The following is a 19,655-nucleotide window of genomic DNA, read 5'->3' on the forward strand; positions in this document are numbered from 1 at the left end:
GGGGAGCGACTAGCTGGCGGGGAGGATTCGGCCGGTGACGGAGCCGAGGGAGATCTTTGCGCCGGCCGAGGTGGCGGCGGTGGCGGTGATGGTGACCTCGTCGCCGTCCTGGAGGAAGGTGCGCTCCTCGCCCTTGACGGTGATCGGCTCGCGGCCGCCCCAGCTGAGCTCCAGGAACGAGCCGCGCTGGTTCTTGTCCGCGCCCGAGACGGTACCGGAGGCGAACAGATCGCCGGTACGGACGGAGGCGCCGTTGACCGACAGGTGGGCGAGCATCTGCGCCGGGGACCAGTACATCTCCCGGTACGGCGGGCTGCTCACCAGCTCGCCGTTCCAGTAGACCTCGAAGGTGATGTCGAGGTTGGTCAGCTTCTCGCTCGCCAGGTACGGAAGTACTGGCGGGTCTTGTTGGTGCAGCGCAACCTCAGCCGACTCGAGCGCCTCCAGCGGGACGACCCACGGTGAGATCGAGGTGGCGAACGACTTGCCGAGGAACGGGCCGAGCGGAACGTACTCCCAGGCCTGGATGTCGCGGGCGGACCAGTCGTTGAGCAGCACCACGCCGTACACGTGATCCTTGAACTCGTCGACGCCGACGCGGCTACCGAGGGTTGTCGGCTTGCCCACCACATAGCCGAGCTCCACCTCGATATCGAGCCGCTGTGATGGCCCGTACGTCGGGTTGTCGTCGGAGGGCGCCTTGCGCTGACCGCTCGGCCGGATGATGTCGGTGCCGCTGGCAACGACCGTACCGGCGCGGCCGTGGTACCCGACCGGCAGGCGCTTCCAGTTGGGGAGCAGCGGCTCGGCGTCGGGGCGGAACAGCCTGCCCACGTTGGACGCGTGGTGCTCCGAGGCGTAGAAGTCGACGTAGTCGGCGACCTCGAACGGCAGCTGCATCGTCACCTGGTCGAGCGGGATCAGGTGCGGCTCGACGGCGTCGCGGTTGTTCTCGTTGCGGACCAGATCGAGCAGCCACTCGCGAGTCGCGTGCCAGGCCGGCCGGCCTTGGGCGAGGAATGCGTTCAGGGTCGGCTGGGTGAAGACCTGCGCGCCGTCGAGCATCTGCGCCGACGCGACCGGGGCGAGATCGATCACCTGGTCACCGACCGCCGCGCCCACTCGCGGCTCCTCGTCGCCGGTGCGGAAGACGCCCAGCGGCAGGGTCTCGGGTCCGAACGCGGAGTTCGCGGGGATGTCGATCCAGGTCACGGGGTCTCCAGAAGCTTCAGTGCGGTCAGGTCGTGGCGGGGTTCGTCGATGCTGCAGGAGCCGAAGCTGGTGAACCAGCGCCTGGTCCCGGTCGCCTGCTCCTCGGACAGTTGGGCTGCCGTGGCTGCCAGGTCTTCGCCGTCGCGATTCTCAAGTACCGCCGCTACTTCGTCCTGGCCGGCGCCGTCGAGTGAGGCGCGGGTGGCGAGCAGGACGTTGAGGAAGCCGTGGTGCTCGAAGCCGGTGTCCTCGGCGGTGTGGCGGACGGCATTGTGCAGGCCGGCCGTGCACTTGAAGGCCACCTCGCGGTCGAGGCAGGCGGTGATGAAGGCGGCGATCTGGTCGGCGGTCGGGAAGAGCGAGGCGTCGAGGCCGCCGGTGCGCAGCTTGGCGTGGTACCCGGCGTCGGCGACGACGTCGAGCGCGCGCTCCCAGGCGCCGTCCAGGCCGATCTCGACGAAGGCGTTCTCCTCGTCCAGGCAGTCGTCGCAGGCGCGGACCACGCGGAGCGCGTTGCGGGACAGGTCGTCTTCGTCGCGCAGGCGGACCTCGATGGCCTTGACGACGACGTCGGCCGAGCGGTCGCCGTACCGGATGGCAGGCTCGATCCCGCCCGCGCCGCCGGTGATCACGACGGACACCTCGAGCGGACTGTTCGCCTTCGCGGCCTCGGCGGCGACCTTCATCAGGTTGTCGTCGGTACAGATGAATGGGCCGACGAGATCGGCGTACGACGCCTGCCGGTGGGCGCGGTGCGCGGTCACGGCCTCGACCAGGGGAAGGTCGCCGGGCGGGAACATCGCCGCGTCGTCGACCAGGTGCCGGAACAGGGCAGGGATGGTTGACATGGCTCCGAGCCTAACGGATGCTTTCGGTAAGCGGACACTTGTGTTCGATAATCGGAGAGGTTTTGGGTGAATGGCGTTTTATCGGCAGGCAGGGCAGATTCCGCCGAAGCGGCACACGCAGTTCCGCAAGCCGGACGGCGGGCTGTACTACGAGGAGCTGATGGGCGAGGAGGGGTTCTCGTCGGACTCGTCGCTGCTATACCACGCGGGCGTGCCGTCGGCGATCGTCGACTCTCAGGTCTGGGAGTTGCCGGACCTGGCGACTGTTGCGAACCACCCGCTCACGCCGCGGCATCTCAAGCTGCACGACCTCTTCGTGTCCGGCTCGGGCAACAACGTCGTCGAGCATCGCCGGCTGGTGCTCGGGAACGGTGATGTCCGGATCTCGTACGTCATCGCTTCGGAGGTTTCGCCGTACTACCGCAATGCGATCGGTGACGAGTGCGTGTACATCGAGCGCGGGTCGGCTGTGGTGGAGACGGTCTTCGGTGTTTTGGAGGCTGCCGAGGGCGACTACGTGATCATTCCGCGGGCCACCACGCATCGGTGGGTGCCGGGGGCGGACGGCGTACAGGCTTATTGCATCGAGGCGAACAGTCACATCGCGCCGCCCAAGCGGTATCTGAGCCGGTTCGGTCAGTTCCTCGAGCATGCTCCTTATTGTGAGCGGGATCTGCATGCGCCGGGATCTGTTTTTGTTGTCGAGGGCAATGATGTCGAGGTGCTGGTGAAGCATCGTGGGCAGGGGGCGAGCGGCATCGTCGGCAGCCGGATGACGTACGCGACGCATCCCTTCGATGTTGTCGGGTGGGATGGGTGCCTGTATCCGTACACCTTCAACGTGAGCGACTTCGAGCCGATCACTGGGCGGATCCACCAGCCGCCACCTGTGCATCAGGTCTTCGAGGCCAACAACTTCGTGATCTGCAACTTTGTGCCGCGGAAGGTCGACTATCACCCGCTGTCGGTGCCGGTGCCGTATTACCACTCGAACGTTGACTCCGATGAGGTCATGTTCTACTGCGGCGGCGATTACGAAGCCCGCAAGGGCTCCGGTATCGGCCTGGGCTCCATCTCGCTCCATCCGGGCGGGTACGCCCACGGGCCTCAGCCGTCCGCCATCGAGGCCTCCCTCGGCGCCGAATCCTTCGAGGAACTGGCCGTCATGGTCGACACCTTCCGGCCTTTGGAGCTAGGCGAGGGTGGCGCGGCCGTCGACGACGGCGTCTACGCCTGGACCTGGGCCGGCCGCCGCCTGTAGGTGTACTCCCCACGCTGGCCGCAACGTCCACTCCTACGTCGTTCCCTCTGCGGCTAGCTCCCGCCCACCCTGGTGCGCGGGCTACTTCGTCGCCCGCTTGGTGTGACCACTGAGCGGGCGGGCTTGTTGGGGTGGGGACTGTTCGTGCCCTCGCTGGCTGGCCTCATGCGCCGGGTACTCCCCACGCCAGCCGCCCGCTCGCTCCTACGTCGCTCACTCCGCGCCTGGCTCCCGCCCACCCTGGGCGCGGGCTCCTACGTCGCCCGCTTGATGGGACCACTGAGCGGGCCGGTCGGTGGTGGTGACGTCGGGTGAAGCCCGGCTCTGTCCTGGTGCGGTGGACGGCGCGGCTGAGGTCGTTGCAACCGGTCCGGCCGGTGAACCAGTCGGTGTTGAAGGTGACCCACGCCCGCTCGGCATGATGCGGTATGGCAGCGGCGGATGGATGACAGATCGTCCTCGGCTGAGGCTGAGGCTGAGGCTGTGCGTGGCTTCGCTGGGGTTGGCGAGTTAATCAGCCAGCGTACAAACGAGTTCGCCGCCGAACTGCCCGGACTGCTCAATGATCCGGAAGCCGTGGCGCTCCAGTTCGAGGCGCAGGGCCTCGGCCGTCAAGTGTCGGCGGTTCGGGATATACCAGGAGCTGCCGAATCGGACCGAATCGGTGACCTGGGTTGGCACGGGGGCCCAGACGATGCCGGTCCTCGGGTCATAGCGGTCATCGTCGTCGTAGACGCGGCCGGGTTCATACATCGCGGTGCTGATCAGATACCGGCCATCAGGTTGGAGCCGACGGTGCACGCCGGCCAGGACGTTGCCGCGGTCGACGTCTGTGACTATGGACTGGAGGCAGAAGATGTCGATCACATAGTCGAAGCGGTCGTCGGCATCCGGCCACTTGCAGATGTCCTGCACGGCGAATCGGACCTCCAGGCCGCGCGCCTCGGCGAACTGGCGGGCAACCGCGATGGCGTCCGGCACAAGGTCTACAGCGTCGACCTGGAAGCCGCGCTGAGCAAGGAAGCAGGCGGCCGCGCCTGTGCCGCAGCCGTACTCAAGCACCCGACGACCATGGGCCTGCTCGCCGGTCGGCAGCACGCGATCCAGGAAATCACGGGCCTGGAAGTCCTCGTATGCCACGCCTGTATCGCCTGTGTGCAGGTCGTTCCATAGGTTCAGGCCTTCGCGACGAAGGCGCTCGTACGCGGCCATATGTTCCGCTTCGTAGTATCGACCGGACAATCCGGGCAGTGTATGACCGGACGCCAGCCACCACGCCCTAAGCAGTCGACGCCGGGATACGGACTTCGCTGACGGGCTCATGACCAGAGCGTATGCAGCCGCCCGTCCCAGATCTGTTGTTCGAACGTAGGGATCTCCCGCGATCCGGCCGTTCTACGCTTCGTCAGCGAAACCGACTGCTCGCGACAGCGTCCGCCGAACAAGAGGGTGTTTCCACTCAGAACTCACGTGAGCTGCGGAGACAGGGACAAGTTCGGTAAAAGGGCTACTCCGCGAATGGTTGATTGTCGAGCGACTTGACCGTCCTCGACCGGGAACCGGAGCGGAACTGTGGGGCGAACGCCTGGCGCCATCAAATGCGCATCGGCGCCGCCATCTCGGCCGCAGTCTGCACAGCTGATCGAATGTTTGAGAGATTGTGTAGATGAGGTTCTTCCGCGGACGTAGCTCTGAGCAGCCGATCGCGTCTGTGCCGTCGAAGGCCAGTTGTCTGGTTGAGATGACTGGTACGACGACCTTCGGTGCTGAGGCGCTAGCGGACTTGTTCATTGCACATCAGGCGCCTGAAGGCGGCGTCCTCGAGCTCCCGGGGATGCTGATCGCAGAGCCAGAAAACCCGGCCGACGCCAGCGCCGTTGCTGTGCACGTTCAGGGCGCACGCATTGGCTATCTCCCTGGGTACCTGGCGCAGGAGGAACCTTTCGATGATGTCGGTAGCTGCCGCGTCCAGTTGTGGGCAGCCCAGACGGACAAGGGATTGCGGGTGCGAGGCTGGGCCGCGTGGGGTGGTGAGACGATCGCCTGGCCGTATACGACGTCGAACCCGCCGGCGGTGACCGTCGAGGATCGCCGGGTAGAGGCCGCAGCCGCGACCAGCACGATGGTCGACGAGGCGCTGCGGGGTGGCGGCGAGCGGGCGGCACAGTTCCAGCGTGGGTTGCTGGGCAGCTACCACTACCTGGAAACGGTTGAGCCGATCAAGGAGTTGAAGCGCCTCGGACGTCTAGATGAGGCTCTCACATTGTGCTACGGCGCAATCGAGGCTGCCTAGAAAGACCGTGAGGGTCGCGAGCCCGCGCCTTGGTACACAGAGCAGGCTGCCATCATCCACCGCAAGCTCGGTGAACGGATCGAAGAGGAAGCGGTGCAGAAGCGGCTCATCAAGCTCGCCGGGCACGATCAACTTCCTTATAGACATCCCGTACATCTGCCACGTCGACGACTGGTAGCTGGTTGGCGCGACCTGGGGCTAAGGCTGTCGTGCGGGGAATGTGGCCAGCGTTGACTGCAGGGACTCGAGGGTGTCCAGGACGATGTCGAAGAGTGGGCGATCGTCTGTTTGGTCTAGCCATTCGTTCAAGGAGACGTTCAGTAAGGTCACGCTGATCTCGGCCAGTAGGGTCGCGGTCAACGGGTCCTCGCCGCGCTTGACGAAACCGGCGCGGATCGCGTCGCGGAGGGCCGCGAGTTTGCGGAGGTTGCGTTCGCGGAGGCTTTCGTCGGTTTGGATGATCTGGCGCTTCTCGCGGAGTTCGTCGAGCCGGCCCTCGAAGCGGGTCTCCGCGATGGTTTTCAGGCCTTCGACGATCAGTGTCACCGGGTCGATCGCGGCGGGGGTGTCAGCCATCATCTGGGTGACTAGGCCCGGTACCTCCTCCTCGCCGGAGAAGAGGACCTCGCGCTTGTCGGCGAAGTGGCGGAAGAACGTGCGGGTGGTGAGCCCGGCCCGCGCGGTGATCTCCGGCACGGTCGTCGCGGCGAACCCCTGCTGAGCGAAAAGGTCCAGCGCGGCCCGCTCCAAGCGCTCACGCGCGTCCGGCTGCCATCTGCTCACGAGCCGAGTGTAGTTGATGACATGCGGTGTCATCAGTCTGTGTAGAGTGATGACATCACGTGTCATCACTCGGATGGCGCCAAGGGGTTGGAGCTGAGCGCGATGGGCAACGAGGTCTGGATTCTGGGCGGTACCGGCCGGAGCGGCGCCGCGATCGCGGCCGAGCTGGTGAACCGGGGCATCACGCCCGTACTGGTCGGCCGGGACGCCACTCGCCTGCAGGCGGCCGCAAAACGCTTCGGCGACGGCCGGACGGTCGTGGCTGCGACGGTTGAAGCGATGGCGACCGAGATCCGGCGGCAGCAACCGGCGGTGGTGATCAACACGGTCGGGCCGTTCGGTACGACGGCAGTACCGATTGCTCAGGCCTGTCTGCCCGGCAGCCACTACGTCGACCTCGCCAACGACGTGGCGGCAGTGTCCACGCTGCTCGGGATGACCGAGGCGGCCGCGGCGGCCGGACGGAGCTTCGTGACGGGAGCGGGATTCGGCGTGACGGCGACCGAGACCGTCGTCGTCAGACTGTGTAAAGGCCGGCCGGCCCCGGCACACGTCAGGGTGGACATGGTGCCGTCCCTGGCGATCGAGGCTGGCCCCCTCGGCGAGGCGCTCGCGGCCAGCATCCTCGACGGGATCCCCGGTGTCGAAGAGGGAGGGCGCTTTCAGGGGCGCCGGTATGAGGGTGGGCGGCTCGTACCCGCGCGACTCGGTACCGGCGTACAAGCTCTCACGCTGCCCGACGGCTCAACCGTCACCACCGCGAGCATGCCCCTCGGCGAACTCCTCGCAGCCCAACGCGCCAGCGGAGCCCCATCGGTCGACGCAGCCTCCAGCGAAGCCCCGAGCTCGCCCATCGCCCGCGCCCTGATGCCGCTAGCCACCTCATTGCTCGCGATAGGCCCGATACGCCGCTTCGCCATCCGCCGCCTGGCCCAACTGAAACTCAAAGCCCGCGAACGCCCCCGCGAACACTCCTGGGGCCACGCCCGAGTCGAGTGGGCCGACGGCACGGTCCGCGAGGGCTGGCTACAAGTCGGCGACGCTCAGACCTACACCGGCGCAGTCCCTGCCGAAGTAGCCCGCCGCCTCCTCGCAAACGAGGCCAAACCCGGCGCCTACACCCCAGCAGCCCTCTTCGGTACGTCCCTAGCCGAATCCTGCGGCGGCAAGTACCTGTAACTGACTGTCGGTGGGGGCAGTTAGCTTCGCGGGTATGGGCACTTTGTGGAGTACGGCGTTGGCTTCAGTTGCTGAGAAGTTGAACGGCGGGCGGATCGAGTGGATGTTGCTCGGTAGTGCGGCGACGGCGTTGCGGGGTGTGGCGATCGTTCCTGGTGACATCGACATTGCGATTCTGACGGCTGATGATGTCATTCGCGCCGCTGGTGTTCTGCCGACGCCGGACGTGCTTGGAGCAGTTGAGTCCGGCGGATTTGTGCCGGCTGACTGGATCAGTACGGTGGCCGAGCCGGTACTTCAGTTTGCTCCGGCCGGTGAGCGGTGGACCTTTGGGCGGTGGTACGTCCAGGGGGTCAAGGTTGAGCTGGCGCATATCGATGCGCCCGCGGTGGCCGGCCTGATGGTCGAGACGCGCGCGCCACTGGTCTTTCAGGAGCGCGAGACTCTCCGCTGCCACGGACAGTCCATCCCGACCGTACCGATCGAGGTGCAGCTCGCGACGATGGTCGCTCGGCAGCAGGATGCCCGGATCGACGCGACCATCGCCGGCATCGACTCGGCGCTGCTCGATCTGCCACTCCTGCGCCGCGCGATTCGGGACAAGCAATCGGAGGTCCCCGGTTTGGCGGTTCCAGAGTCGGTGCAGAGCCTCGGCTTGAACTAGATGCCGAGAGCGGCGTGGTGGCTCTGTCCCTCGTCAGGAGGTGATGAACTCCTTGGCGAAGAGGCGGATTGTTTCGGGGTTGAGGGCGTCTTGGAAGCCGATGATCAGTTCGTCGACGCCGGTGGACTCGTAGACGGCGAGGCGTTGGCGGATGGTGTCGATCGTGCCGATCAGGCCGTAGGCGCCGAGGTCGCCGGGGAAGACCATGGGGGCCCAGGGTGGGACGGCGGCGCGGGCCTCTTCGTCGGTGTCGGCGATGATGCAGTACGACGTCGACGTCTTGGTGATCGAGCCGAAGTCCCGGCCCACGGTCTCGCAGTGCTTCGCGAGTACGTCGTACTTGCGGGCCACCTCGTCCGGCGGCTCCTGGACGTTGCACAGGTCGCCGTACTTCGCGACCAGCTTGAGGGTGACCTTCTCGCCGCCGCCGGCGATCATCACCGGGACGTGCGGGGTCTGGACCCCCACCGGCTGGTTGACGACGCCTGAGGTCCGGAAGTACTCGCCGGTGAAGGTCGTCGCGGGATCGGTCCACATCGAGTGCGCGATCCGCAGCGACTCCTCGAGCCGCTTCAGCCGTTCCGGCGCGCTCGGGAAGTCGTAGCCGAAGGCAACGTATTCGTCCTCGTACCATCCCGCGCCGATGCCGAACGTGAACCGCCCACCCGCGATCACGTCCAGCGTCGAGGCCATCTTGGCCAGCAGGGCGGGATTGCGGTAGCCGTTGCCGGTGACGAGCTGGCCGAGGCGGATCCGGGTCGTCTCCCGGGCCAGCGCCGACAGCGTCGTCCAGGCCTCGAAGACGTACGCGCCGGGCGGCCCGAACGGCATGAAGTGGTCCGGTGCCCAGATCGTCTCGAAGCCGCTCTCGTCCGCGGCGACGGCCAGCTCCCTGATCTTGTCGAAGGCGGCCATCGGGTCGGTGTAGCCGTGGAACTCCTGGGTGGTGCCGGTCGGGATGTACAGGCTGAGTTTCACCTGAGGTCCTCTCGAGGGAGTACGGATCGCGATCCCCGGTGGGAAGTCGCTCAGTGAGATAGACCTCCCGGCCGGCCGGAATGCATCGGTTACCGGGCCGCCGGTTGCGTGCGGGGAAAGCCGAACCGGGGCACGAGCTCCGGCTCGGCGAAGACGGTGAGCGCGCGGATGTGCTGCCGGTCGACCGTCAGTACGGCGATCGCGAACGCCGCGAAGTCGTCGTCGGTCGTCGGGCGGTAGTAGGCGGCGGCCGCGGGCTGCCCGTTCGCGATCGTCGGCAGCATCCGGTACAGCCCTGGCTCGGTCATCACGCGCCCCCGCAGATGGCCGACGCAGGTGACCTTGCCCTGGAACCAGACCTCCGACGGCACGAACTCCAGCCTCGCGTCGGACCGGAGCAGTTCGTTCATCGCCTCGACATCGGCGCGCTCGAAGGCGTCCATGTACCGGTTCAGGATCGCTCGCGCCTCGGGGGAGTCCGGCTCGACCACCTCATCGGTCGCCGGGGCGATGTCGTCGATCCTCGCCCGCGCCCGTTGCAGCGCGCTGCGGACCGCCGGTACCGACATCTCGAGCATCTCGGCGACCTCGGACGCCGGATACCCCAGGCTCTCGCGCAGGATGAGGACCGCACGCTGCCGCGGCGCCAGGTGTTGCAGGCTGGCCACGAGCGCGAGCCGCAGGCTCGAACGGGCCGCGACGACATCGGCCGGATCCTCGCCGCGGGCCGGCACCAGTACCGACTCGGGCAGCGGATCCAGCCAGAGTCTGTCCTCACTTGTGGGAGCCATCGGTACGTCGGGATCCTGCCCAGGCCCGAGTAGCCCGGACGGCAGCACGCGGCGCTGGCGCGACCCGAGGACGGTCAGGCACTGGTTGGTCGCGATCCGGTAGAGCCAGGTGCGCATCGAGGATCGCCCTTCGAACGACTCCTGTTTGCGCCAGGCCCGCAGCAGCGTCTCCTGCACGATGTCCTCGGCCTCGTGCAGTGAGCCGACCATCTTGTAGCAATGCGCGATCAGCTCCCGGCGGTACTGGTCGGTGTCCTCGAGGAACTGATCGCGGTCGTCGCTGGAGATCATGCGGCAGTGTCCTGAACGGTGTCGGAGGAAGCGGGCCGGTATGTGAGGCTGACCAGACCGGGGTCGTGGCCCGGGCCGGCCTGGACGAGTTCCCAGCGCCGGCTCTCGCCTCCCTCGCGGAACAGCGGCGTCCCGCCGGGTACTGAGACCGGCACCAGCGTGAGCGTCAGCTCGTCGACCAGCCCCGCGTCGACGAGTGTTTGCCCGAACTGTCCGTGCCCGTAGAACAGCAGGTCGTTGCTCTGCTTCAGCGTACGCACCGCATCGACGACATCGCCGGAGACGACCGTCGTGTTGTTCCACTCCGCCTCCCGCAAGGTCGACGAGAACACGTACTTCTTCGCCCGGTTGAGGGCGTCGGCGTACGGGCCGGTCGCGGCGGGCCATTGCCGGGCGAAGATCTCATACGTCCGCCGTCCCATCAGGAAGCCGTCGCTGCGTTGCAGTGTGGCCAGTGAGCGGATCGCGCTCCCTTCGCCGAAGTAGGGACCGGCCCACGTCAGCGGCTCGCCGATGACGCCGTTGAGTGACACGAGGACCGACTGCACCAGCCGGTGACTGCTGTTTTCCGTCATGACAGGTAGACCTGGTCCGTCGCCGAAATGAATCGGTCTAGACCTGTACAGGACCTCGTCTTGAAATAGTCGACGGCGAGATGTCGAGAGCGGCGTGGTGGCTCCGTCCCAGGGGTGAAGGCGGCCAATGGGGTCGCGCATCGTTCGTACGGAGGAAGAGGCATGCGCAAGCTTGTAGTGCAGCAGTGGGTGACTGTGGACAACATCGCGGCGGAGGAGGATGGCGGGCTCAGCTTTGTGTCGGGGGAGCCGTTTTCGGAGAAGACCGACCCGGCTTTCAAGGCGAGCATGATGGGCTTCGGTGACTCGGTGGACACGATGATTCTCGGCGCGAACACCTATCACCAGGCCAAGGATTACTGGCCGTACGCCGAGGAGCAGGGCGAGTGGGGCGAGAAGCTCAACAACTTCACCAAGTACGTCGCCTCGTCGACACTGGATGACGCTCCCTGGGGCGACTTCTCCGCGGCGACCGTGACGCGCGACCCGGTCACCACCATCCGGGAGCTCAAGGAGCAGGACGGCAAGGATCTCTGGCTGTGGGGGAGCCTGAAACTGATGCACTCCCTGCTGGCCGCCGGCGCCGTCGACGAAGTACGGATGCTGGTCTGCCCGGCCTCGCGCGGCAAGGGGACCCGCGTCTTCGAGGACTCGCAAGACCTGAACCTGGTCGAGGCCACCTCGTTCAAGAACGGCCTGGCCCTGGTCCGCTACGAGATCAAGAAGTAGCCCGGGTCAGGCGAAGTCGCCTTTGGTGATGCCGTCGGGGTGATCGGCCGGCCATTGGACGAGTTCGATGCGGTACCCGTCCGGGTCGGTGATCCAGCAGGTCCGCGGGCCGGGGTTCTCGACCGGCCCGGCCTCGATCCCCTTGGCGGCAAGATCGGCGCGGGTCGCGTCCAGGGACTCCACCTGGATCACCAGATGGTTGATACCCACGCCGGGACCGGTCGGACCGGACGCCGGGTCATAGACCAGCTCGATGGTCACGAAGTCGTCACCGAGCAGCTGGAGCATCGTCAGAGTCCCGTACGCCGTGCCCTCGACGGTCCCGACGACCTCATAGCCGACGGCGGTGTAGAACGCCAGCGACCGCTCCAACTCACTGACCCGCAACCCAAAGTGCAAGGTACGCATGACAAACACCGTAGTACTCCACCAGCGCACGGCAGCGCGGCCGACCTCATCCAGTACGCCGTCAGCCAGCTCGCGTCGCAGGTGTTCTGTGCCCGGAGCCGGTACTCGGCGGTGAGCAGCGGGCGCGTCTCGAGCAGCTCGCCCACCTGGTAGGCGGCCGCCTGCGCAACGCAGAGCACCGGTCCGCCCGGCGACATGGCGGAGTATCCCGAGCCAGAGGACCGGCCGGACAAGCCCACGCTTTCCCAGAGACACATGGCGAGCCGCTCAGTGGTCATCTCAAGTGGGCGACGTAGGAGCCCGCGTTCGGGGTGGGTGGGAGCTAGCCGCAGAGGGAGCGACGTAGGAGCGGACGTTGCGGCAGGCGTGGGGAGTACCCGGTCCGTGGGGACCGGGCCGTGTCGATGGGCGGGGGAACCTCGGGGCTGAGATGGTTGGGGGATGAGCGAGCAGGTTCCGGTGCAGACGTTTGTGGTCGGCATCGATCGGGGTGCGGTGTTGCAGCGGCGGGCTGTGGTCAGCAAGGTGCAGCGGCGGGGTGCCTGGGTGACTCTGGTGATCGGTGCTTTGGGCATCGTGCTGGCGCTCTACGCCTTGATCGCCTTCCAGGGAGCCGGCATGTGGCCGTTCTCGTTGTTGTTGATCGCGGCAATGGTTCCGCTGGTCGTGAGTACCTTGCTAGCGCTCAAGCTCGACAAGGAGCGTCAACGCTGGTTCGCCGCCAACGAGTTGCCGCCAGTAGCGATGCGCATGTCACCCAAAGCACTCGAGCTCGCCTGCGAAGGCGCGGCGTACCCAGTGATCCTGCCGTGGACCGCGGTCCAGGGGTTCAAACAGGTCAAGATCTTCGGCCAGTTCGTCCTCGAGCTAAAACTGGCGCCCGGGATCGGTGCGACGACGGCCGGCGTACGAGGCCTCGACCAGCCGGCTGTCCGGACCGTCATCAAGCCCAGCCCGCTCCTCAAACCGACCGGCCTGTACCTCGTGAAGTCCCTCGACCAACCGGTCCACGTGATCGACCAGGCCCTCAAGCACTTCTCAGGCGGCAAGGCCTCGGTCACGAGCTAGCAAGGCAGCGACCGGAAGGTATACCCGCGAGCGCTCAACACAGTCAAAGCCCGATCCAGCGCCGCGACCGTCTGAGTACGGGTCCCACCCCCGTCGTGCATCAGGATGATCGCCCCCGGCCGCGCCCCGCGCAGGATCTCGTGCTGGATCGCCGCCGCGCCCGGCTTCTCCCAGTCGTTGGTGTCGACGTCCCAGAGGATCTGCCGCTGGTGGTTCGCCGCCGCGACCGCCGCCACCGCCGCGTTCGTGTCGCGGTACGGAGGCCGGAAGCACTTCGACTTCACCCCGCTGAAGATCTCCTCGCGCACCCGCTTAGGGGTCAGATGCGTGAGCATCGGGTGGTCCCAGGTGTGGTTGCCGATGTGATGCCCCTGGCTGCGGGCCAGTTCGACCAGCTCCGGATGCGCCGCCGCCTCACGGCCGAGGACGAAGAACGTCGCCTTCGCGTGGTGCCGCGCCAGCACCCGCAGAACCTGAGGCGTGTACGTCACCTGCGGCCCGTCGTCGAACGTCAGGTACAGCACCTTGCCGTCGTTCGTCAGCGTCCAGTCGTCCGCCACCGCGGGCGTCGTCGTCCGCTGATTTTTCCGCCCCGTACTGCGATGTTTCGCGACCACCTTCGACGCCGTCGAAATCTTCAGCGGCGCGGGCCCGGCCGGTCCGGAGGCGACCAGGTGGTGTGCAGCGGCCGGCGGTGTGGCGGGAGTGGCCGCCTGAGCGAGGGCGGCACCGAACAGAATGGCGGCAATCAGAAAGAGTTTGCCGGGCGGCAAGGTCATTGAGGCATCCTCTCGTGTCGCGAGGGCCATCCCTGCACCACCCCCCGGCGTTTCGCACGTATCGTGCGTGTCGGGGCAGGCCCGGCCGGGCCCACAGGTACCGGCGGGGTGGTCCAGCAACAAGTCAGGCAGCAACGCACAGGCAGAACCCGACGACGCGTGAGGCGACAGTGATGACGGACAGCGACCAGACGACGGCCGGTACTGGGGCCGGCGGCCCGGAGTACCAGGCAGACGGAGCAGTGGACCGGAACATGGGCAGGCGAACGGTGATCGGTGGCGCCGCCGCGGTGCTGGCCGCTGCCGGTTTCCAGGCGGCCCCGGCGTACGCCGGAAAGCCGAAGGACCCGGAGGTGGTCCGGCTCACGATCATGGGCACCACCGACCTGCACGGCAACGTGTTCAACTGGGACTACTTCAAGAACGCCGAGTACGACGACGCGGCGCACAACGACATCGGCCTGGCCAAGATCGCGACCCTGGTGAAGGCCGTCCGGGCCCGGGTCAAGGCCACTCGGCACGCGCCCGACCCGCTGATGATCGACGCCGGCGACACGATCCAGGGCACTCCGCTGGCCTACTACTTCGCCAAGATCCAGCCCATCACCGGCGGTCACCGGCACCCGATGGCCGCGGCGATGAACGAGATCGAGTACGACGCCGCTGCGCTCGGTAACCACGAGTTCAACTACGGCCTCGACATCCTGCGCAAGTTCCAGAGCCAGCTGCACTTCCCGCTGCTCGGCGCGAACGCCCAGGACTGGACCACCGGCCTGCCGGTCTTCCCGCCGTACGTGCTGAAGAAGGTCCAGGTGCACGGCCAGGGCACGGTCACGGTCGGCATCCTCGGCCTGACCAACCCCGGCATCGCGATCTGGGACAAGGCCAACGTCGAGAACAAGATCAAGTTCGGCGGCATCGTCGAGCTCGCCAAGGAGTGGGTCCCGAAGGTCCGCGCGGCCGGTGCCGACGTGGTGATCGTCTCCGCGCACTCCGGGATGGACCTTTCGTCCTCGTACGGCGATGCGCTGCCGGTCCCCGAGAACGCCTCCGTCCTGATGGCCGAGACCGTCCCCGGCATCGACGCCGTCCTGGTCGGGCACGCGCACCTGGAGATCCCGCAGCGACTCGTCACGAACAAGGTCAGCGGCGAGCAGGTCGTCCTGACCGAGCCGCTCAAGTGGGGCATGCGGCTCTCGCTGATCGACCTCGACCTGCAGAAGGTCCGCGGCAAATGGAAGGTCCTCGGCCGGGCCAGCCAGGTCCTGAACGCGAACACGGTCGCGGCCGACGCGAAGGTCGTCCGGATCCTGCAGGAGGACCACGACAAGGTCGTCACCTACGTCAACTCCAAGGTCGGCACCTGCACCGAGGCGATGTCCGCCGCGACCGCGCCCTGGGAAGACACCGCCGCCCTGGACTTCGTCAACTTCATCCAGGCCGACGCCGTCAGCAAGGCCCTTGTCGGTACGCCGCAAGCCGCGTTGCCGGTCCTTGCGATCGCCGCTCCGTTCAACCGCGAGGCGTCGATCCCCGCCGGCGATGTCTCGATCCGCGACGTCGCCGGCCTCTACATCTTCGACAACACGCTGCTCGCGGTCACTATGACCGGCGCCCAGGTGAAGGACTACCTGGAGTTCTCGGCGCAGTACTTCAAGCAGGTCAGCGGCCCGGGCCCGTTCCCGGCCGACCAGGTCACCAACGCCGTGACGCCGACCGCTCCGGGCGGTACGCCGGACTACAACTACGACATCATGGGCGGCCTGACCAAGCCGATGGCGTACAAGATCGACATCGCCAAGGCGCCCGGCGCACGGATCACGGACCTCACGTACGACGGTACGCCGGTGGCCGCCGACCAGCAGTTCGTCGTTGCCGTCAACAACTACCGCCAGTCCGGCGGCGGCAACTTCCCGCACGTCAAGACCGCGCCGGTCGTCTACAACCGGCAGGTCGAGATCCGCCAGCTGATGATCGACTACGTCATCGCCACCGGCGAGGTGAACCCCAACACCTTCCACACCACCGACTGGTCACTGACCTCCAACGGCGCACCGATCGTGGTCAACGGCTGATCATCGGTGCGCCGAGTGAACTGATCAGCGCGCCCAGGACGAGCAGGGCGTAGGCGAGTAGGACGCCCACCAGCAGTGCGGCGCCGACCACCCCGAGGGTGTCGTTGGTCGCGCTGCTGGTGGCGTGGGTTATAGCGAGGGTGGTGTTCATCAGGCTGCCTTTGCGGGGGTGCTGTGCCAGTCCGGGTGGCCTGGCATGGGTGGGGTGGTCTTGCCGTAGATCCAGGCACAGAAGTACTGCGTGAGGTCGCGTCCACTGACCTCGTTGGCCGTGTCGATGTAGTCCTGGGTGCCGGCGCTGCGGTCGCGGTACCGGTCGAAGAACGTCTGCTCGATCCGCCGGAAGGTCTGCTCGCCGACGATGCTGTTGAGCCCGGTGAGCATCAGCTGTCCCGGTACGTCGGTGTCGAACAGGACCGCGAGTTGGCTGTTCAAGCGGCCCATCGGACCGGAGTCGTGGCGGGACTGTTGGTCGGTCTCGTACAGGTCTTTGAGCTCTGCGTTGAGGTTAGTGAAGCCGCGGGACGCGTCGTATTTGCGTTCGTAGTACCGGGCATGGCCTTCGCTGATCCACATGTCGTCCCAGCTCCGGACGGAGACCGCGTCACCGAAGTACTGGTGGGTCAGCTCGTGGACCAGCGTGCCCGCTTCGTCCTTGGCGGGCAGGGAAAGTGGGAGGCCGAAGGTGGACAGGCCGGCCGTTTCGAGCGCGACGCCGTCGTACGGGCTCGTGAGGCCGAGGACGCCGTACTGCTCATACGGGAACGGCCGGCCGATCTGCTTCTCCAGCCAGGCGAGCTGTTGCGGCGTCTCGATGGCGTTGGCTTGCATCGCGTCGGTGTAGGACTTGCCTTGGAATTTAGCGAGACCTAAGTAGCTACGGATAGGCAGGCCGTGCGGTCCGGTCTGCTTGATCTCACGGAACTTGCCGACCGCGATCGCGACCACGTCGGTCTTGATCGGGTGTGCGGTTTTGTAGACCCAGGTGGTGGTCTGGCCGTGCTTGTACTTCGCTGTGCGGCGGCCGCTGGCGATCCCGGTGCGGTCGTTCGGGGTGGTGATGCGGATCGTGTACTGCGCCTTGTCGCTCGGATGATCGTTGGACGGGAACACCACGTGGGCACGGTTTGGCTGACCCATCACGCCGAATCCGTCCGGCGTCTCGTTCCAGACGGTGAACGGGTTGGGCACTCCCGGAGGAAGGTTGAGCCCCGGTGGTACCGGATTCTGCGAGCGGTCGGCGGTGTAGACGACGCGGACGGTGAACGGCAGGTGCTTGTACAGGGTGCTTCTTGGGGTGATCGAGAGCTTCTCGCCAACCAGCCTGTACTCCGCCGGCCGCCCGTTGACCGTCACGGCCTCGATCCGCTGCCCAGCCGAGTCGACACTGAACCGGGTCAACGACTGGGTGGCGACCGCCCGCATCGTCACCACACCCGGCATCTTGGTGGTACCGACCTCGTAGCCAAGACTCACGTCATAACTCTGCGCGTCATACCCACCGTTGCCGAGCCCTGGGAACAGCCGATCCCCGAGATCCCCCGCACCGGGTGCCGCCGCAGCCTGCGCGGAGACGACCCCAACCGGCACCAACAGAACAGTTGCTGCCAGCAAACTCCCGGCCCGCGTCATCATTTTCGTTGCCATAGGCCCAGACTGCCGCCCGGCCGACCCACTCCACATCCACCGAAAACAGCAACCTCCGTACTACTAAAGTGCTAGACGCCTGAGCCGGAAGTTCCCCCACGCGCTCTCCACGCCTGCTGCTGCGTCGCGCGGTGCGACCACGATCCCGGTCAGCGGCTCGGGTGGGGTGGAGGTGATGGGGTGTTCGGCGCGCTCGCCTACGCCGGGTCCAGGTCTCGCGATTGCGATGGCGCCCTTGGCCACACGGTGGGCGGGGCCGTTAGGTGGAAACTACTTGTCGCTGGGTGCAAGTTAGTTACCGCTCAGACGTCATGACCCCCGCAGGCGGCACCACCAACCACCTTCGCTCAAGTCGATGACCGGCCCGAACCGTGGTCGCAGTCGCGTGGGGGAATACCTGCTGGAGGCACGCGACCCTACCTGAGGTCTTGACCGGGGGAGAGAGCAAGTGATTTAGTCACTTTGTGACTAACTCAACGGTGGCGCCCAGCCTGTCGGACCGGTTGACCGAGGCGATCCTCGGCATCATCCGGGACGCCGACCTGGGGCCGGGCGATGCGATCCCGTCGGCCCGCGAGCTGGCGAAGCGGTTCGAGATCACCACCCCGACCATCCGCGAGGCACTCCGCAAACTGGAGGCCACCGGAGCCGTCGAGTTCCGCCACGGCTCCGGCACGTACGTCGGTCCGACCATCAACAACGTCGTCCTCGCCAACCCGCACCGCCCGCCGATCACCAAGGAATCAGTCCTTCAACTAATAGGCGCCCGCCTCCTGCTGGAGCCCGCAGTAGCCGCCCAAGCGGCCAACGTCCAGGCAACCGCCGCGCTCGCGCCTAGCGGCGCGAGCGCGGCGGGAGAACGTGCGGGAGCCGAAGGCGGTGTGGGCGCGCATCCAACCGCAGCCCCGGCTGCGGCGCCCGCTCCCTCCACCGGTTCCGGCGGAGCCGGGAGCGGCGGACGGTCTCTGGAGAAGCTGGAGGCGGCGGTCACCAATGCGTTGACGCCTCCGGGTGGGCCGGCGTTTGCGCTGAATTTTCATGTCGAGTTGGCCGCCGCGAGTGGTAATCCGGTGGTCGAAGAGCTGATCGGGAGCCTCCTCAAAGTGCGTCTCCGCGAGCAGCAGCAGATCAGGCAGCTGTACGACAACCGTAAGCGTGACTACGAGGAGCACCGGGCGATTTTCGAAGCCGTCCAGGCCGGCGACGCCGCCGCGGCCGAGCAGCTCACGCGCGAGCACCTTGACCACATCCGTACCGCCATTGAGGCCGCCACCTTCCCGGAGTTGCCGTGAGCAACAAGCTTGCGGAGATGACGACTGACCAGGCGCGCGACGCCGTCCGGCTGGCGCCGTTGGTGATCATTCCGGTGGGTGCCCAGGAGCAGCACGGCGGTGGGATGGCGATGTCGACCGACACCGTACGAGCGGAAGGCCTCGCCGATCTCGTGGCCGAACGCCTCGACGGTCGCGCGGTCATCGCGCCACCGCTCAACTACGGCGTATCCCCACACCACATGGCCTTCGCCGGTACCGTGACGTTGTCCCCGGCAACCTTCCAGTCCGTACTCCGTGACCTCATCGCCAGCCTCCAACAACACGGTTGGCGCCAGTTCCTGGTGATCACCGGCCACGGCGGCAACAACGCCGCGCTGTCGGTTCTGGCCCAGGAGTACCTCCTGCAACCCGACCTCACCTTCGCGTGGACACCCATCACGCCGCTGGTCTCCGACCTCATCGCGGGCATGGAGGTCAGCCAGGTGCACGGCCATGCGGGCGAGGCGGAGACCGCCCAGATGTTGTACCTCGCGCCCGAACTCGTCCAGCCAGAACTCCTGGAGCCCGGCGCGACCCAGCTCGACGAACTACCCCCGAAAGCCCGGCTGTCCCGGCAGGCCCAAGGTCCACGCCTGTCCGTCGGGTTCGATGTCTACCACAAGCGTGGCGTCCTGGGTGATCCCCGACGTGCCACTGCCGAGGACGGCCGGCTCCTGGTCGAGACCGCCGCAGACCGCATCGCCGCCTTCGCCGAAGAGCTGCTCTCGGCCTGACCAGCACCACCCCTTCATAGAACTGGA

20 protein-coding genes are annotated in these 19,655 nt (G+C 66.7%); 9 read left to right on the forward strand and 11 right to left on the reverse strand.

The features are described 5' to 3' along the window. Positions 1-9: 9 nt before the first annotated feature. Together fahA and OHA70_RS21840 are read right to left on the reverse strand one after the other, a co-directional pair. Complete coding sequence (fahA, locus tag OHA70_RS21835) at positions 10-1,212, reverse strand: fumarylacetoacetase (protein WP_328320464.1); 1,203 nt, start codon at positions 1,210-1,212, stop codon at positions 10-12. Next, complete coding sequence (locus tag OHA70_RS21840) at positions 1,209-2,060, reverse strand: hypothetical protein (protein WP_328320465.1); 852 nt, start codon at positions 2,058-2,060, stop codon at positions 1,209-1,211. Before OHA70_RS21840 ends, fahA begins: the two co-directional genes overlap by 4 nt. Positions 2,061-2,130: 70 nt before the next feature. On the opposite strand from OHA70_RS21840, the gene OHA70_RS21845 reads away from it, so the two are divergent. After that, on the forward strand, positions 2,131-3,321 hold the full coding sequence (locus OHA70_RS21845) for a homogentisate 1,2-dioxygenase (protein WP_328320467.1): 1,191 nt from the start codon (positions 2,131-2,133) through the stop codon (positions 3,319-3,321). Positions 3,322-3,831: 510 nt separating this feature from the next. Here the strand turns inward: OHA70_RS21845 and OHA70_RS21850 are convergent. Next, positions 3,832-4,533 (reverse strand): class I SAM-dependent methyltransferase, encoded by a 702-nt coding sequence (locus tag OHA70_RS21850; protein WP_328320469.1) that lies wholly within the window; start codon positions 4,531-4,533, stop codon positions 3,832-3,834. Positions 4,534-5,062: 529 nt separating this feature from the next. Between OHA70_RS21850 and OHA70_RS21855 the strand changes: the two genes are divergently transcribed. After that, on the forward strand, positions 5,063-5,614 hold the full coding sequence (locus OHA70_RS21855; protein ID WP_328320471.1) for a hypothetical protein: 552 nt from the start codon (positions 5,063-5,065) through the stop codon (positions 5,612-5,614). Positions 5,615-5,812: 198 nt separating this feature from the next. Here the strand turns inward: OHA70_RS21855 and OHA70_RS21860 are convergent, their stop codons facing one another. Further along, positions 5,813-6,397, reverse strand: coding sequence for a TetR/AcrR family transcriptional regulator (locus tag OHA70_RS21860; protein ID WP_328320473.1), 585 nt, complete (start codon positions 6,395-6,397; stop codon positions 5,813-5,815). A 102-nt stretch (positions 6,398-6,499) separates the two neighbouring features. Here OHA70_RS21860 and OHA70_RS21865 point away from each other — a divergent pair, with 102 nt between their 5' ends. Together OHA70_RS21865 and OHA70_RS21870 are read left to right on the forward strand one after the other, a co-directional pair. Then, a complete protein-coding gene (locus tag OHA70_RS21865) occupies positions 6,500-7,576 on the forward strand; it encodes a hypothetical protein (RefSeq protein ID WP_328320476.1) in 1,077 nt (358 codons plus the stop codon). Between the two features lie 34 nt (positions 7,577-7,610). Then, complete coding sequence (locus OHA70_RS21870; protein ID WP_328320478.1) at positions 7,611-8,240, forward strand: hypothetical protein; 630 nt, start codon at positions 7,611-7,613, stop codon at positions 8,238-8,240. Positions 8,241-8,273: 33 nt separating this feature from the next. Here OHA70_RS21870 and OHA70_RS21875 read toward each other — a convergent pair whose 3' ends face one another. The 3 genes from OHA70_RS21875 to OHA70_RS21885 form a co-directional block, all read right to left on the reverse strand. Continuing rightward, positions 8,274-9,218, reverse strand: coding sequence for an LLM class F420-dependent oxidoreductase (locus OHA70_RS21875; protein ID WP_328320480.1), 945 nt, complete (start codon positions 9,216-9,218; stop codon positions 8,274-8,276). Positions 9,219-9,307: 89 nt separating this feature from the next. Then, on the reverse strand, positions 9,308-10,300 hold the full coding sequence (locus tag OHA70_RS21880; protein WP_328320482.1) for a sigma-70 family RNA polymerase sigma factor: 993 nt from the start codon (positions 10,298-10,300) through the stop codon (positions 9,308-9,310). Continuing rightward, positions 10,297-10,875: a dihydrofolate reductase family protein gene (locus OHA70_RS21885; RefSeq protein ID WP_328320484.1), complete on the reverse strand. Its 579-nt coding sequence runs from the start codon at positions 10,873-10,875 to the stop codon at positions 10,297-10,299. Before OHA70_RS21885 ends, OHA70_RS21880 begins: the two co-directional genes overlap by 4 nt. Positions 10,876-11,037: 162 nt before the next feature. Here OHA70_RS21885 and OHA70_RS21890 point away from each other — a divergent pair, with 162 nt between their 5' ends. After that, positions 11,038-11,604, forward strand: a complete 567-nt coding sequence (locus OHA70_RS21890) for a dihydrofolate reductase family protein (protein ID WP_328320486.1) — start codon at positions 11,038-11,040, stop codon at positions 11,602-11,604. A 6-nt stretch (positions 11,605-11,610) separates the two neighbouring features. Here the strand turns inward: OHA70_RS21890 and OHA70_RS21895 are convergent, their stop codons facing one another. Continuing rightward, positions 11,611-12,012, reverse strand: a complete 402-nt coding sequence (locus OHA70_RS21895; protein WP_328320488.1) for a VOC family protein — start codon at positions 12,010-12,012, stop codon at positions 11,611-11,613. Between the two features lie 441 nt (positions 12,013-12,453). On the opposite strand from OHA70_RS21895, the gene OHA70_RS21900 reads away from it, so the two are divergent. Beyond that, entirely contained in the window at positions 12,454-13,080 is a 627-nt protein-coding gene (locus OHA70_RS21900) for a hypothetical protein (RefSeq protein ID WP_328320490.1), read from the forward strand. On the opposite strand, the gene OHA70_RS21905 is transcribed toward OHA70_RS21900, so the two are convergent. Beyond that, a complete protein-coding gene (locus OHA70_RS21905) occupies positions 13,077-13,859 on the reverse strand; it encodes a polysaccharide deacetylase family protein (protein ID WP_328320492.1) in 783 nt (260 codons plus the stop codon). The two genes, OHA70_RS21900 and OHA70_RS21905, sit on opposite strands and share 4 nt — an antisense overlap. Before the next feature lie 173 nt (positions 13,860-14,032). Between OHA70_RS21905 and OHA70_RS21910 the strand changes: the two genes are divergently transcribed. Further along, entirely contained in the window at positions 14,033-15,934 is a 1,902-nt protein-coding gene (locus OHA70_RS21910) for a bifunctional metallophosphatase/5'-nucleotidase (protein WP_328320494.1), read from the forward strand. On the opposite strand, the gene OHA70_RS21915 is transcribed toward OHA70_RS21910, so the two are convergent. Together OHA70_RS21915 and OHA70_RS21920 are read right to left on the reverse strand one after the other, a co-directional pair. Continuing rightward, positions 15,924-16,085, reverse strand: a complete 162-nt coding sequence (locus OHA70_RS21915) for a hypothetical protein (RefSeq protein WP_328320496.1) — start codon at positions 16,083-16,085, stop codon at positions 15,924-15,926. The genes OHA70_RS21910 and OHA70_RS21915 overlap by 11 nt on opposite strands. Further along, positions 16,085-17,581: a M1 family metallopeptidase gene (locus OHA70_RS21920; RefSeq protein WP_328320498.1), complete on the reverse strand. Its 1,497-nt coding sequence runs from the start codon at positions 17,579-17,581 to the stop codon at positions 16,085-16,087. Before OHA70_RS21920 ends, OHA70_RS21915 begins: the two co-directional genes overlap by 1 nt. A gap of 464 nt (positions 17,582-18,045) precedes the next feature. On the opposite strand from OHA70_RS21920, the gene OHA70_RS21925 reads away from it, so the two are divergent. Both OHA70_RS21925 and OHA70_RS21930 read left to right on the forward strand, forming a co-directional pair. Beyond that, positions 18,046-18,873, forward strand: a complete 828-nt coding sequence (locus tag OHA70_RS21925) for a FadR/GntR family transcriptional regulator (RefSeq protein WP_328320500.1) — start codon at positions 18,046-18,048, stop codon at positions 18,871-18,873. Between the two features lie 17 nt (positions 18,874-18,890). After that, positions 18,891-19,628 carry a creatininase family protein gene (locus OHA70_RS21930; protein ID WP_328320502.1) on the forward strand — a complete coding sequence of 246 codons (738 nt, stop codon included), beginning with the start codon at positions 18,891-18,893 and terminating at the stop codon, positions 19,626-19,628. Positions 19,629-19,655 lie beyond the last annotated feature (27 nt).

Origin of the sequence: Kribbella sp. NBC_00382 (assembly GCF_036067295.1) — a bacterium.
GTDB lineage: Bacteria > Actinomycetota > Actinomycetes > Propionibacteriales > Kribbellaceae > Kribbella.

Coding starts and splice junctions, on each gene's coding strand:
- OHA70_RS21840 (WP_328320465.1), bottom strand. CDS start 2,060: ATGTCAACCATCCCTGCCCTGTTCCGGCACCTGGTCGACGACGCGGCG.
- OHA70_RS21845 (WP_328320467.1), top strand. CDS start 2,131: ATGGCGTTTTATCGGCAGGCAGGGCAGATTCCGCCGAAGCGGCACACG.
- OHA70_RS21850 (WP_328320469.1), bottom strand. CDS start 4,533: ATGGCCGCGTACGAGCGCCTTCGTCGCGAAGGCCTGAACCTATGGAAC.
- OHA70_RS21855 (WP_328320471.1), top strand. CDS start 5,063: ATGACTGGTACGACGACCTTCGGTGCTGAGGCGCTAGCGGACTTGTTC.
- OHA70_RS21865 (WP_328320476.1), top strand. CDS start 6,500: ATGGGCAACGAGGTCTGGATTCTGGGCGGTACCGGCCGGAGCGGCGCC.
- OHA70_RS21870 (WP_328320478.1), top strand. CDS start 7,611: ATGGGCACTTTGTGGAGTACGGCGTTGGCTTCAGTTGCTGAGAAGTTG.
- OHA70_RS21880 (WP_328320482.1), bottom strand. CDS start 10,300: ATGATCTCCAGCGACGACCGCGATCAGTTCCTCGAGGACACCGACCAG.
- OHA70_RS21885 (WP_328320484.1), bottom strand. CDS start 10,875: ATGACGGAAAACAGCAGTCACCGGCTGGTGCAGTCGGTCCTCGTGTCA.
- OHA70_RS21890 (WP_328320486.1), top strand. CDS start 11,038: ATGCGCAAGCTTGTAGTGCAGCAGTGGGTGACTGTGGACAACATCGCG.
- OHA70_RS21895 (WP_328320488.1), bottom strand. CDS start 12,012: ATGCGTACCTTGCACTTTGGGTTGCGGGTCAGTGAGTTGGAGCGGTCG.
- OHA70_RS21900 (WP_328320490.1), top strand. CDS start 12,454: ATGAGCGAGCAGGTTCCGGTGCAGACGTTTGTGGTCGGCATCGATCGG.
- OHA70_RS21905 (WP_328320492.1), bottom strand. CDS start 13,859: ATGACCTTGCCGCCCGGCAAACTCTTTCTGATTGCCGCCATTCTGTTC.
- OHA70_RS21910 (WP_328320494.1), top strand. CDS start 14,033: ATGACGGACAGCGACCAGACGACGGCCGGTACTGGGGCCGGCGGCCCG.
- OHA70_RS21915 (WP_328320496.1), bottom strand. CDS start 16,085: ATGAACACCACCCTCGCTATAACCCACGCCACCAGCAGCGCGACCAAC.
- OHA70_RS21920 (WP_328320498.1), bottom strand. CDS start 17,581: ATGGCAACGAAAATGATGACGCGGGCCGGGAGTTTGCTGGCAGCAACT.
- OHA70_RS21930 (WP_328320502.1), top strand. CDS start 18,891: ATGACGACTGACCAGGCGCGCGACGCCGTCCGGCTGGCGCCGTTGGTG.